The 14,212-nt window shown below is 42.1% G+C and carries 11 protein-coding genes; 4 read left to right on the top strand and 7 right to left on the bottom strand.

The genetic code is table 11. From position 1 onward, the window contains the following. Positions 1 to 66: 66 nt before the first annotated feature. From L4D09_RS16955 to L4D09_RS16935, 5 genes are all read right to left on the bottom strand, one after another. Positions 67 to 1,431, bottom strand: coding sequence for a TrkH family potassium uptake protein (locus tag L4D09_RS16955; protein ID WP_428458696.1), 1,365 nt, complete (start codon positions 1,429 to 1,431; stop codon positions 67 to 69). Position 1,432: 1 nt separating this feature from the next. Continuing rightward, positions 1,433 to 2,086, bottom strand: a complete 654-nt coding sequence (locus tag L4D09_RS16950; RefSeq protein WP_428458695.1) for a potassium channel family protein — start codon at positions 2,084 to 2,086, stop codon at positions 1,433 to 1,435. A gap of 72 nt (positions 2,087 to 2,158) precedes the next feature. Next, complete coding sequence (locus L4D09_RS16945; protein ID WP_428458694.1) at positions 2,159 to 2,857, bottom strand: response regulator transcription factor; 699 nt, start codon at positions 2,855 to 2,857, stop codon at positions 2,159 to 2,161. Between the two features lie 11 nt (positions 2,858 to 2,868). After that, entirely contained in the window at positions 2,869 to 3,888 is a 1,020-nt protein-coding gene (locus tag L4D09_RS16940; protein WP_428458737.1) for a sensor histidine kinase, read from the bottom strand. A 156-nt stretch (positions 3,889 to 4,044) separates the two neighbouring features. After that, positions 4,045 to 5,322 (bottom strand): YeeE/YedE family protein, encoded by a 1,278-nt coding sequence (locus tag L4D09_RS16935; protein WP_428458693.1) that lies wholly within the window; start codon positions 5,320 to 5,322, stop codon positions 4,045 to 4,047. A 299-nt stretch (positions 5,323 to 5,621) separates the two neighbouring features. Here L4D09_RS16935 and L4D09_RS16930 point away from each other — a divergent pair, with 299 nt between their 5' ends. The 4 genes from L4D09_RS16930 to L4D09_RS16915 all read left to right on the top strand — a co-directional run bounded on the left by L4D09_RS16930 (position 5,622) and on the right by L4D09_RS16915 (position 11,310). After that, positions 5,622 to 6,656, top strand: a complete 1,035-nt coding sequence (locus L4D09_RS16930; protein WP_428458692.1) for a polysaccharide deacetylase family protein — start codon at positions 5,622 to 5,624, stop codon at positions 6,654 to 6,656. A 492-nt stretch (positions 6,657 to 7,148) separates the two neighbouring features. Next, positions 7,149 to 8,837 carry an NAD-dependent malic enzyme gene (locus tag L4D09_RS16925; RefSeq protein WP_428458691.1) on the top strand — a complete coding sequence of 563 codons (1,689 nt, stop codon included), beginning with the start codon at positions 7,149 to 7,151 and terminating at the stop codon, positions 8,835 to 8,837. Between the two features lie 220 nt (positions 8,838 to 9,057). Beyond that, positions 9,058 to 9,258, top strand: a complete 201-nt coding sequence (locus L4D09_RS16920) for a hypothetical protein (protein ID WP_428458690.1) — start codon at positions 9,058 to 9,060, stop codon at positions 9,256 to 9,258. Between the two features lie 570 nt (positions 9,259 to 9,828). After that, the gene (locus L4D09_RS16915; RefSeq protein WP_428458689.1) at positions 9,829 to 11,310 is read left to right on the top strand and encodes an alanine/glycine:cation symporter family protein; all 1,482 of its coding nucleotides are present in this window, start codon (positions 9,829 to 9,831) and stop codon (positions 11,308 to 11,310) included. 85 nt (positions 11,311 to 11,395) lie between these two features. Here the strand turns inward: L4D09_RS16915 and pepT are convergent, their stop codons facing one another. Together pepT and dcuC are read right to left on the bottom strand one after the other, a co-directional pair. Then, positions 11,396 to 12,634: a peptidase T gene (pepT, locus tag L4D09_RS16910; RefSeq protein WP_428458688.1), complete on the bottom strand. Its 1,239-nt coding sequence runs from the start codon at positions 12,632 to 12,634 to the stop codon at positions 11,396 to 11,398. 150 nt (positions 12,635 to 12,784) lie between these two features. Next, positions 12,785 to 14,146, bottom strand: a complete 1,362-nt coding sequence (gene dcuC, locus L4D09_RS16905; RefSeq protein ID WP_428458687.1) for a C4-dicarboxylate transporter DcuC — start codon at positions 14,144 to 14,146, stop codon at positions 12,785 to 12,787. Positions 14,147 to 14,212: the final 66 nt, after the last annotated feature.

Genomic DNA, 14,212 nt, shown 5'->3' with positions numbered 1-14,212 from the left:
CCGTTGATTGCCGAAGTAAGGTAGGCTCTATTGCAGTAGCAGAGATTGGTTGAAAAACGATAGCACTTAACCGACCGCCAATTTTGTTTCTGCGTAGCGTAGTTTTTTACTTCTCGGGCTTGCCAAAAAGTACGCCAGTGTCAGCGGCCCCAACCTGCCGATAAACATCAGAAGTATAATAATGAACTCGCCAGATGTTGAAAGGCTGCTTGTTAGCCCGCGAGATAACCCCACAGTTCCGAGCGCCGATACCGCCTCAAACACAATATCGACCATTGGTGCATTTTCACTCAGCAATAAGGCAAAAATAGCCATCCATGTCACTCCCACCGATATCATAGTGAGCGCGACGGCCTTACTTATAGTCTCTTTTGCGATTTCACGTTTAAATACATAAACTTGTTCGTCACGCCTCAAATAGCCATAAGTAGATAAGATTAGCACCATTAAAGTGACTACTTTTATACCACTTGCAGTACTTAATGAACCACCACCAATAAACATCAGCACCAACATAATCGAGGTCGTGGCATCTTCGAGTTGGTCTATAGCTAACGTATTAAACCCTGCAGTTCTAGGCGTTACAGCCTGAAACCAAGAAGCAAGCCACTTCCCTGTTTCGCTCAATGGCGCTAATGTATTGGGGTTATCATATTCAATCAGGTAAATGGCAATAAGTGCCAGCGCATTAATGATAACCGTACCGATAATCATCATTCGGCTGTACACCGTTAGTTTTGACCAACAACGGTGGCGTTTCAAATCCAACCAAACAGAGAACCCCAGGCCACCGACAATAAAGAGCCCTGTAATGGTCAGGTTAACAACAGGGTCATCGACATAAGGCACTAAGCTATCCGCACTCAATGCGAATCCAGCATTATTGAATGCACTAATAGTGTAAAAGAAACCATGAAATAAGCTGGTTTGCCAGCCTAACTCTGCACTCCAATAAGTGCTCAAGATAGCCACTCCAACCAGTTCAACAACCAGAGCAAACACAAGTACCGATTTAGCCGTCGCAACTAAAGTTGAAGAGTCTGTCTGATTGAACGCTTCTTTAGCGACAATACGCTCCAGAAAACCGATTTTACCACCAAGGGTAATCAAGGTCACAATGGCAAAAGTCATCAAACCCAGCCCACCAAACTGAATCAGTAAGGCGATGACTGTCTGGCCAAACAGGGTAAATTGCGTCCCAGTATCAACAACAGCTAACCCTGTCACGGTAATAGCAGAAGTAGCCGTAAATAAACTCTGAATCCAACTAATGGGCTCATGGGTTGCTATCGGTAATTTTAGTAATACAGCTCCTAACAAAATCAAGAATAGAAAACTACCACTTAAAATAAGTGGGGGGGCTGCGAGTATCTTCTTACCAGCTTTAGGCTTACGTTCAACCGGTGATACGGAAGGATGCCACAACACCATGCTACACCAACCTTGGCGCTAAAGATTTGAGTTCAACCTGCGTACCACAAAGCAAAACTATATCGTTGGCTTTAAGTACGAAGCTCTCTTTAATATCAGTTAATACAAGTTGTTCACGCTTGACCATTACAGTTTTCACACGACTTTTTGCATCACCCAGCACCTGTAATAGAAGCGCTTCATGTAAAGCTGGTTTTATGTGAATCTCGACAACGTAGAGACCATGCCCAATAGAGAGGTAATTATTGACCATTGGGTAATTTAGCGCTTGTGCTACACGGACCCCCATCTCCTCTTCAGGGTGAATAATTCGCTGGACTCCGAGTTTAGACACAATCGTATGATGAGCCTTAGTGCTGGCTTTCACCCATATTTCTTTCACCCCCACGTTTTTTAAAGCCAATGTACATAGCAGGCTGGACTGCATATCTTCGCCAATAGCAACTAAAACAGCGTCACTATTAGCTAAATCTAGCTCCCTTAGCCCACTCTCATCGGTTGAATCACAAATAACTGCTTGGGTAAGATCTTCAACGTATTTCTCCACAAGTTTCGGGTTTATATCTACCCCTGTCACTGTATGTCCAAGAGTAATTAACTCTAGGCTTGCCGCTACACCAAATCGCCCCAAACCAATCACAGTAAAATGTGCCATAACATAGCCTTTATTATTTTTTAAAATATGGGAATAACATCGTCGGGGCAGTCCAAAATCTGATCGAGAGTATTAAACACGGTCCACACCTGATGACACCAAGCGATAACCTAAACCCGATTCCGTCTTAATTACCTGCTGTTCATCGGCACTGTCATTGAGTTTTTTACGTAATTGACTCACAAGGATGCGCAAGTAATGGGTATCCTCAATATGGCTTTTACCCCAAATTTTCTCGAGTAACTCTGTTTGTTTAACGAGTCGCCCAGCATTACTGATTAGCATTTCAATGAACGCAAACTCTTTTTTTGTGAGCATGATTTCAGTTTCACCGAGCCAAGTTTGGTTGGTGCTTTTTCTTACGGTTAATTCTCCAAAACATTGAGTATCTAGTTGCTCAATTTCATCTACTAAATCACGAACTAATACTTTAATTCGAACGATCAATTCTCGAATACCAAAAGGTTTACTTAAATAGTCATTAGCCCCTGCCTCTAATAGGCGAATTTTCTCATCTTCTTTATCACGTGCCGTTAAAATAAGTACGGGGGTTTTGGCAGATTGGCGTATCGTTTGAAGCAAACTTATACCATCGCCGTCTGGTAAACCAAGGTCTAATACAATGACATGAGGAGCATGTTCATCAATTTTCTGTTTAGCCGTACAAATAGTATCGGCACCAATATACTCAAACCCCTCAGCGGCCAGTGATATTCGAATAAAGGTGTGAATTTGTGGTTCGTCGTCCACAACCAGAATTTTATAGTTCATAGTGAATATCCTTAATTACTGGAAGGTAAGCAAATGCGTATCTGACAACCTTGAGGCACAACAATACATTCAATCGTACCGTGGTGAGCGTTGATCACACCTTTAGCAACAGCAAGCCCAAGCCCTGAACCAGAGTCGGTTGTTTTCGTTTCCTCTCCTGTATAGAAAAGATCAAAGATACGCTCTGCTTCCCTATCAGTCAGCGATTTTCCCTTATTAATGATATCAATAACAACAGTATGTGTTTGCTGGAACACAGCCACAGTCACGGGGTCTTCATTAGATGAATAACGTAGTGCGTTATCCAATATATTGAACAATGCTTGCTCAATTAACGAACTACTGACTGTTACAAGACCAATAGCGCCATCAACACCGACGATAATCCGTCCTGGAGGCAAGGAAAAACGAGCAATGGTGTTATTTAATATATGGATAAGCGATTCTTGGTTTTTTCTAACCACCATCGCACCGTGCTGCAATTTTGTCGCCTGTAGTAGGTTTTCAATATATTGATGTAAGCGATGGCTCTCTGTTGTCGCACTATCAAGTAGCTCATGTTTCTCAGCCTCACTCAGTTGAGGCATATACTCTTTCAGAGTAGTTAAATTACCGATAATACCAGCAAGAGGTGTTCGTAAATCATGAGATACCGAGAGTAAAATTTGATTGCGTAATTTGGCCTGTTTAAGCTCACCTTGCTGACGTCGATAACGCTCGGCCAATTGACTGGTCGTGAAGGCCACAATAATAAACACAACCAGATTGATGATATCGTCCAGATGGAACATCTGTAGAGAGTAGCGTGGTGTCGTAAACAGAAAATTGAAGCTCAACGCTTCTATAACAGCCGCAATATATGCGATAGGAGAATGGCATTGGAGCGCAATCACTACAATAGAGAGTTGGAGTATGAGTAAAACCGCAATGGTAGACCCCAACCATCGTTCAATACCCAAAGACACTAAAAGCGCAGCAGCAAAAACAGTTAAGGAAACAAAATAGCGATTCTGATGCCAATACGTTGTCATAAGGAAAAAGCCAGAAGAAATAACAGAGAGTGGCACTCTACCAAATACCACTCCCACCTTCGCGTAAAAAAAGCGTAAAAACGACTTCTTAAGTATTAACTAGAAAGAGTAACCTACCAGCCTATTTATTCGTTTTTTATGTTTACAACGGTAGTATTAAGGTGTGCTTGGCGCACTTTTTAACTGGCATGCCGGAGCTGCAGCAATTAACTTTACCTTTCTAGCGAACTGATTACCCATAATGCCACCAGCAACAATGGTCGCGAAGAATATCCAGCCAGACAGCGAGAAATTTGCAATCGGGGTATACAAGGCACCAACATTACAACCATTCGCAAAACGTGTACCCAACCCCATTAGTACACCGCCCAATGCAAACAATAAATACTGCTTGAATGAGTAACGGGTTTTACATGGCGAGCTAAACTTTCCTATCCATAACACTGCTATCAATGTGCCTAGCAAAATACCGGCATTTTGTACTGATACACCGTGTTCTAAAAATGGCGTTGTAAACACTTGCTGGGGGCGACCTGTAAAGTCAGTGATAGTTTCAATTCCGACACCAAAAGTAAGTAGCAGCTTACCAAACCAAAACCCAAATGGTGATGAAGCGCCCCAGCCAGATGATGTTGTCGCCATCATCACACCAAATATTACTGCAATGACTAAAGCAGCAGTGTTCATGCTCCACAAAGAACGAAGCCAAGAAAAGCGCTCAATATTACTTTCACCTAATTTGCTTGGTTCACGATTATGCTCAGCATCGACGCCCAAATATGTCCCATCTTGCTTTCGCTTATTCTCATACTTTTTAGCAAGCTTGATAGTTATAGTGGCAAAAGCAATAGTGACCAAAATCGACATCAAATAACCGTTCAATGGCCCCCATGCAAACAAGTCAGGTAAAAATACGCCCTGCCCTTCGTAGCTCACAGTAGAGAAAAGCGTTTCCGTCACTAACGGCGAGCTAGATTGAATTGGAAAACCAATAAACACACCAAAACCAAATGCGACTAAGGTTGTTAAAGCACGTGGCACATCGCTTACCATTTCAACCATTACACCTGATGCACAGCAGCTCGATAATGTCATGCCAAAGCCGAACATTAAGCCACCGACGATTAAGCCAATGTTAATCGGGTTAATCCACAAATTGTAGGTACCCGGATCTGAACCATATAATAGCCCAGCATTGATAATGGCTGTCGCAACAAAAAGGAGCATGAGGGTCTGAAGTAACTGGGTCGAGCCCCTTCTATATGCCCTATTAATGCTTCCAGCAAACCCAATTGCCCCTTTTGTTAAAGCAATGCCTAACGCTAAGCCCAGCAGAAGCCGTAGGTACACGCCTTGCTCTAAAACAAAAGCACCAAATATTGAAATGGCCAGTGCCAAAGTTATACCAATATGGAGTTGACGTATTCCAGTCATTAAATCGTCCTTGATTATCTTTTTAATTTGAAGGCTTGTTATTCTAGTGACAATCTAACGTTAATGATTGAATTATTAATTCATATATAATTCAGCAAAGTCATAAGCTTAAAAATGCTTTTGATGATTTATCGATGAGTAAAACCATTTTGTAAATAAACTTGAAGTGAGCAGTGAGTTCCATTCTAGAAGAAAAATAACCATAGGCAGTTTTATTCCTGTATGAGATGAGTACAATGCCGACGCCTCGATAAGCACTAGAGGCCAAACAACAATATTTTTCTCGACAAGTAAGTAATATGACCACTTTTATTCGTACTGTTTTTCTATTATCCCTCTGTTGGTTCTCTCTCGCCTCAACAGCGAGTGCTAAGCCGCTTAATATTCTGCTCTACCACCATATCGCTGATGACACACCAAACTCTACATCGACGACCATTGAGCAATTCAAAGCTCAACTAGATCACTTCGAAGCAAGCGGTTACCAGATTGTCGACTTAACAGATGCCATTAAACGTGTACAAAAAGGTGATGCACTTGCTGAAAAAAGCTTAGTGCTAACATTTGATGACGGTTTTGTCTCTGTTTGCGAAAATGCCTACCCAGAACTCAAACGTCGTGGCTATCCGTTCACCGTCTTTACAACAACCGATCCTGTCGATAAAAATTACCCAGGTTATTGCTCATGGGCACAACTAAGAGAAATGGCGGAGAACGGAGCGACCATCGCTAATCACACCACGGATCACGCTTACCTTGTCCGTGAGGCTTTTAGTAATAAGAAATGGCTAGCTGAAACCCAAAACAATATAAACGCAGCGCAACAGCGTATTAAGGAAGAAATAGGTACGGCACCCATGTTGTTTGCCTATCCATACGGTGAATACAACAATGAGCTTAAACAGTGGCTTGAAGAACAAGGCTATATTGCCTTTGGTCAGCAATCTGGTTCTATCGGCGTAAACAGTGATTGGCAGGCTTTACCACGATTTAATGCCGCAGGTAACTATGCATCGATAAACTCACTACGTCATAAGATCAGCGCTTACCCACTACCGATGCTGTTCACTGAATTACCCGATCCCCTGACACAACAACAGCAACCTCCACTGTCTATCAAACTGATTGAGTCCCGTGAGGCACATTACCCTCATTTACAATGCTATTTAAATGGGCAATCAATTGAGGTTAACTGGCAAACAGAAACATCTTTCGACGTCTCACCACCAGCACCACTTGGTAACGGCCGACACCGTTTAAACTGTACAGCACCCCATCGCAATGGCTCGCCGTTTTACTGGTTATCTCAGCAGTGGCTAGTCGTCGACAGCTAGTCAATTTAGGGAGTAGATATAAACGAACGCCCATTACTGAATGATGGGCGTTTTCTTTTACATTTATGTTGGTTGTAAATTGGTGAGAAATGGCACCATACTGAAACGTTAAAGGATCAAGGTAGAGCCAAAGAGGAAACTAAATCAGATCCAAAACGCAACAAATTAAACATAAACCCCACAAAACAAAGCATATCCACACCAAACAAGAGAGGTTAAATTTACCACCCAAAAACCAACCACAAAAAACAACAAGCTAGAATTAAAAATTCATCATAAAGATTATAAATCGCAACAAATACAACATAAAAGTGACGATTAAAATTTTACCGTGTTAAAGACTGTAAAAAAATACCAAAAAACATGATCTCTTTCTCGAAAAATATGCGGTTTCCCTTTGAATTAAAAGCCTTGTAGATCTACGATAAACACCTAATCGAAAAACAGCGATGCTTTTCTCATATTGTCTACCAAAGAAACAGAGTCTATTGCATGAACAACAATAAACGTCCTCTCTACATTCCCTACGCTGGTCCTGCGTTACTAGAAACACCTTTACTTAACAAAGGTAGTGCATTCTCTGTCGAAGAACGCATGTTCTTCAACTTGGAAGGTTTACTTCCAGAAGCTATCGAGACGATTGAAGAACAAACAGATCGTGCTTATCAGCAGTATCAAAAGTTTGATAAAGACATGGATAAGCACATTTACTTGCGTAATATCCAAGATACCAACGAAACGCTTTTCTATCGTTTAGTTGAAAACCACATCTCTGAAATGATGCCTATCATTTACACCCCAACCGTTGGCGCGGCTTGTGAAGATTTCTCGAACATTTACCGCCGTGGGCGTGGTCTATTTATCTCGTATCCAAATCGAGATCGCATTGAAGACATGCTAAATAACGCTTCTCGTCACAACGTAAAAGTTATTGTTGTAACTGATGGCGAACGTATTCTTGGTTTAGGTGACCAAGGTATCGGTGGTATGGGTATTCCTATCGGTAAACTAGCACTATATACCGCTTGTGGCGGAATTAGCCCAGCCTACACCCTACCTGTGGTATTGGATGTAGGTACGAATAATCCTCAACGCCTTTCTGATCCTATGTATATGGGTTGGCGTCACCCTCGTATTACTGGTCAAGAATACGACAACTTTGTTGATGAATTCATTACCGCTGTTAAAGAGCGTTGGCCTGAAGCATTAATTCAATTTGAAGATTTTGCTCAAAAGAACGCGATGCCTTTACTTGAACGTTATAAAGACGAAGTTTGTTGCTTCAATGATGATATTCAAGGTACAGCAGCAGTAACTGTTGGTTCTTTACTTGCAGCATGTAAAGCAGCAGGCAGCCAACTTTCTGACCAACGCATCACGTTCTTGGGTGCAGGTTCTGCTGGTTGTGGTATTGCAGAGGCTATCATTGCCCAAATGGTATCTGAAGGTATCAGCGACGCACAAGCCCGTAGTCAAGTATACATGGTAGATCGCTGGGGTTTACTTGTTGACGACATGCCGAACCTGATTAACTTCCAGAAAAAATTGGTTCAAAGCCGTAGCACAATTAATGAGTGGGATACTGAAGATAACAATATCTCTCTACTTGATGTTATGCGTAATGCTAAACCAACAATTCTTATTGGTGTATCAGGTGTACCAGGTTTGTTTAGCGAAGAAGTTATCCGTGAAATGTACGCCCACTGTGAGCGTCCAATCATCTTCCCGCTATCAAATCCAACAAGCCGTGTTGAAGCAACACCTGCTGATTTGATCCGCTGGACTGATGGTAATGCACTAGTTGCTACAGGCTCACCATTCGAACCTGTGGTACACAATGGTAAAACTTACCCAATTGCACAATGTAACAATAGCTACATCTTCCCAGGTATTGGTCTAGGTGTGCTTTCAGTCGGTGCAAGCCGCGTTACTGACGAAATGCTAATGGAAAGTAGCCGTGCGCTTGCTGAATGTTCGCCTCTAGCCATTAATGGCTCAGGTGCACTTCTTCCTCCGCTAGAAGACATTCAAGATGTCTCTTGTAAAATCGCTTTTGCCGTAGCAAAGAAGGCGGTAGAGCAGAAGAAAGCATCAAAGAACACAGATGAACGTATTAAAGAGAAAATTAACGACAACTTCTGGCAATCAGAATACCGCCGTTATAAGCGTACTTCTTTCTAATCGTCCTTTCTGCGATTAAAAGCAGAACTATATACAACATAAAAGCCCGCTCTCGCGGGTTTTTTATCGCTTATACTATTATGTTATTAAATACAATTTAGTTTTATGACAAAGTTGCAAACTTTGTCCTCAATCCAATATTATTCACGCTTCATTTTTAAGTTCAAAAAACACCGATTATGATTAGCTCCATATTAATAACTATAATAAGGAGTAAATAGTGTCTAATCACCCGGTGTGCAGCCAATGCGGCCAAGATGAAGAGTTTTTAGTTTCACCCGATAACCGCTACCTATGTTTGTGCGGTCACCAATTTTCAGTAATAGCCTCGACGAGCCAAAAGTCTTCGCGACAAGAGCTCAAAGCGCAAGAGTTGAACATAACGCAAGCTCAAGCTATCACGCCCGCCTACCTTCATTAATATTCATTTATTATTCACCCTCATATAAAGCCGCATACAAATGCGGTTTTTATTTAACAAAACCAAACCAGAAACAGAACAAACATCATCACCAATTCTTACCCGCACGGTTAAATGTTAAGAAAATCAGCAGATACAAAAAGTCACAAAGGTTAAATATTCCGCAAAATATTATTAATGCAGTGTAAAATTCAGATAAAAACTCAATTGAACAACGTTTCTTTTTCAGGTCGGGTACAGCTTTAACGATATAGGTAACAACCTGATATTAATAGTAAAGATATACAGAACGATAGACTGCAAGTGTATTTCTCATATAAATCATTCAAAAAACGTGACATTGATCTCACTGCGTTTTGCCATATTTCATGCTAACTTACAGCCCCGTCTAAAGATGAAACAACTGATTCAATGTTTCATAAATGTAACTAGATAGCGTTACACATAGATACTCAATGATGAGTAATAAAAAATATAAATTCAGAATCATATTCATGAACTGACATATAAATGGACGTTCCAGTTAACCCAGTAAGCTTTATTGCAGGGTGTCATTTACAGGAAAAAACTATGAGTGTTACAAACGAATCTTTGTTAACTTCGTTGAATGACGGTTTGATGACCGTTATCGGCGCAGTTAATGGTGTTTTATGGGGCCAAATCCTTGTTTACTTACTGGTTGCAGTAGGTGTGTACTTCACTTTACGCTTGGGCTTCATTCAAATTCGCCAATTCAAACATGCAGTCGCTGTACTTAAGAGCGGTAAAAACGTTGATGAGGGTATTAGCTCTTATCAAGTGTTTTGTACATCAATGGCGGCTCGCGTAGGTACAGGTAACATGGCAGGTGTTGCTGTGGCACTTACCGTGGGTGGCCCTGGTGCTATCTTCTGGATGTGGGTTATTGCCCTATTCGGTATGGCAACAGCGTTCATCGAGTCAACACTGGCTCAGATCTACAAAACAAAAGATATTGATGGTCAATACCGTGGTGGCCCAGCTTACTACATGGAAAAAGGCTTAGGTATGCGCTGGATGGGTAGCCTGTTCTCAGTCTTCCTGATCATCGCTTTCGGTCTTGTGTTTAATGCAGTACAAGCAAACACCATTACTGACGCACTAAGTCATTCATTTGGTTTTAATCAAACCATCATGGGTGTGGTTATTGTTGCTTTCTCTGCCTTCTTTATTATGGGCGGCTTACGTAAAATCGCAGTTGCTTCTGCACGTATTGTCCCTGTAATGGCTGTTGGCTACCTTGCAATTGCACTTGTCGTTGTTGTTTTGAACATCACACAACTACCAGCAGTGCTTTCATTGATTGTTAAGCATGCATTTGGTTGGCAGGAAGCTGCGGCTGGTGGTGTGGCTTACACAATCGCTCAAGCAATGCAAAGTGGTATCGCTCGTGGTCTATTCTCGAACGAAGCGGGTATGGGTTCTGCGGCAAACGTTGCTGCAAGTGCAACGCCAAATCCAAACCACCCTGCTTCACAGGGTTTTGTTCAGATGCTAGGTGTATTTGTTGATACCATTGTTATCTGTACAGCATCTGCAGCGATGATCATGCTAAGTGGTGTGATGGATCAGCCTGATGCAGCATCAGGTATCGGTCTACTTCAACAAGCTCTAACAAGCGAGTTAGGTGGCTGGACAACATACTTCATGGCAGCAGCTATTCTACTGTTCTGTTTCTCTTCAATCATTGCGAACTACAGCTACGCTGAAACAAACATCATGTTCCTAAACGGCAACACGAAGAAAGGTCTATTTGCTTTCCGTCTGTGTGTACTAGGTATGGTGATGTTCGGCTCTGTTGCTTCTCTACCGGTTGTATGGAACCTAGCAGATGCCTCTATGGGTATGATGGCATTGATTAACATCATTGCACTGGTCATGCTATCTAAGCTAGCAATTAAAGTAATCAAAGATTATGAAACGCAGCTAAAAGCAGGTAAAACGCCTGAATTTGACCGCTCGAAGTTCCCAGAACTAGACGATCTAGATGGTGCTTGGCACCCAGAAGATGCTAAGCCAGCTACTGCAAAGTAGTAAGACTTAGCAAAGCATAAATAAAAGCCAGCATTAAGCTGGCTTTTTTATATGCGTCAGTTCAGGCTTTACTCAAAGGGTCTATTTAATATTTCCCTTCTGCCGTAATTCGAATAACGTCAACCACGACATTGCTTGCAGCCTGTAAAGATTTTACTGGTAAGTATTCATAAATAGAGTGGAAGTTATGGGCTCCGGTGAAGATATTTGGACAAGGCAGTCCCTTCTGTGACAATACTGCACCATCATAGCCACCACGCATCGGAATGGCTTTCATTGTGATGTCGTTGCGCGCATAAGCCGCTTTAGCAATCTCAATGGGAAATTTAGCGTCACCTTCAAGGCTATTAGCAACATTCTCGTAGCGATCAGATAATTCGATATCAATGCACACGTCCCCCCATAGCGTTTTACAACTATCAGCTAGCTTCTGCAAGAACACCATACGCTCGGCATAGCCCTGTTGACTGAAATCACGGATATCCATTTTCAGTACTGTCTTAGCACTATTACCAGCCAATTCTTTTACCCAGTAGTAACCCTCAGTACCTTCGGTATACTCAGGGGCCTCACCAGCCGGTAGCATAGCAATAAACTTATGCGCCATTAACAGCGAGTTCTTCAGCTTACCTTTGGCTGACATCGGATGCGCAGATTGGCCTATAAACGTAATAACCGCATTACCGGCATTCCAGTTCTCATGAACAAATTCACCAATACCGCAGCAATCAAGGGTATAACCAAAATCAGCCCCGAAGCTTTCAACATCAAATGCCTTTGCACCACGTAGCCCCTGCTCTTCATCCGGAACAAAAGCAACTTTTACATCACCATGTTCAATTTCAGGGTTAGCTTTTAGTACTTGCAGGGCATGCATAATGGCAGCAATAGCCGCCTTATCATCCGCCCCTAGCAAACTTGTGCCATCAGTAACTATGATTTCTTGATCTTCATATGCCTCAATCTCAGGGTACTCTGACTTTTTAAGGACAATATCCAACGCTGAATTTAAAACAATATCACCGCCCTGATAAGAAACGATTTTGGCATTCGTGTCGTTAGTTTGCTCAGCGCTGGTATCTAAGTGGGCGAAAAAAGAAACCGTTGGAATGTCTTTCTCTGTATTGGCGGGTAACGTAGCGGTTAAAATGGCAGTGTCGCGTAAGACAATATCTTCAAGTCCCAGCGCCTCTAATTCGGCCACCAGCAAGCGTGCTAGCTCCATTTGACCCGGTGAAGAAGGCATGATGCCAGCGGCACCATTTTCTCGGTTTGTTGTCGTATTAATGCGTGTGTAACTTAAAAAGCGATCAACAATATTCATTTGTACTCCGGCATGTTCACGATATGAGAACAAGTAAGTTCTTTCATAACTTCTGAGTTAGAAAATAAGAACAGATAGGTTTTTAACAGCGAGGTAACGTATTAGATCAAGCGAGATCCTCAGCGATCTCGCCAGCCTGTTTAATCGTCCCTACACCAACACTTGTGAACAAATCACGACAGTCACTAATCCACCTAACATTGGAATTGCTGTACGCTTAGCGAGTTCTATTGGCGACACATTCGCAACAGCAGCACATGCAATCACAACCCCTGCAACAGGCGAAGCAGAACGCATTAGTCCAGATGCTAACTGCATAGGCAGCGCAACATGTGCAGTCGCGGTACCTACTTGAGCAGCAACGTCGGGTGCCAAGTTTGAGAAGCTAAAGAAAGCAGCATTACCCGACCCCGATAGCATGGTGATCGTCACAATAATCGCGACTAGCACCACTACCATTGCTGAATATCCTAGCCCCATATTTGCAGCAGAGTTTAGAAGTAAATCAATAAAACCAATTGCTTTTAGCCCCGTAACAAAAACCTGAGCAGCAATGATTAGCGTAACGACACCAGCAAATACATTTCCCATACCTTCCAAGTACACTTTCAATGACGCGGCTACCGTCTTACCATCGCGGGTATAGAGGAAATCACATGCCATAGACACGAATAGCGCAATGAACATAGCGGTTACAACGTCCATTTTCACTGACGTGATTGCAAACTTACTGAAAGTAAGAAGCAGCATAAGAGGAAGCACAGGTAAGATAGCAAACCATTTCGGTGCTTTACGCTGCTCTTTCGTCTCTAGATTAAACTCGTGCTTAATGCCTTTCTCTGCGTCTTTTTGATCAAAATAACGCTGACAAACAAAATGCAATGCAGCAACGACAAACATTGCCACCATCGCGACAGGAAGCTGATAACTCGCAAAATACGTGGCAACATCAATATTTGAAACTTCTGCAGCTTTATTTGCAGCTGACGATGCTGGTCCCAAATCCAAGCAACCTGTTGTCGCAACAACCGCTGCCGCAGCAGCAGGATTACAGCCAACACCAACTAACACTGGGTACATCGCAACAAGTAAAAGGAGTGCTAGGCCTGTTGCACTTGGAATGAAAATATTAATTAACTGACCAATAATATAAGCCATTGCCAGCACCATATACGGGTTTTTAACCGCTGATAATGGCTTGGTTGCGATCTGAACCATTGCATTGGCTGCACCAATATGGCCCATATATTTAGAAAAGCCACCAACAGCCATAATAATTAAACCAAGCTTGGCGAGTGTGGTTGATGAGATGACCTTAATTACTTCAAAAAAATCGACAACAATCGATCCAGTATGCGTACCACCTTTCGGTAAGAAATCAGGATTGCCGTTTATAACCCCTAGAGCAATCATAGTTAAACCGGCAAGGAATAGTACAGCCTGAGTATTGTATTTTTTGACGATAAAATACCCGACACCAAATATGGATGGTAAAGCTAAATATGTAATCATAAAAACCTCTTCATGTTTGAAGCAAATTAGAATTTAATTAAATTTTTTATTTAATTTAGACACAGG

It is taken from the genome of Photobacterium makurazakiensis, from assembly GCF_050336715.1.
Classification (GTDB): Bacteria; Pseudomonadota; Gammaproteobacteria; order Enterobacterales; family Vibrionaceae; genus Photobacterium; species Photobacterium makurazakiensis.
The sequence above is the reverse complement of the archived record's forward strand: the minus strand, read 5'-3'. Positions and strand labels throughout refer to the sequence as shown.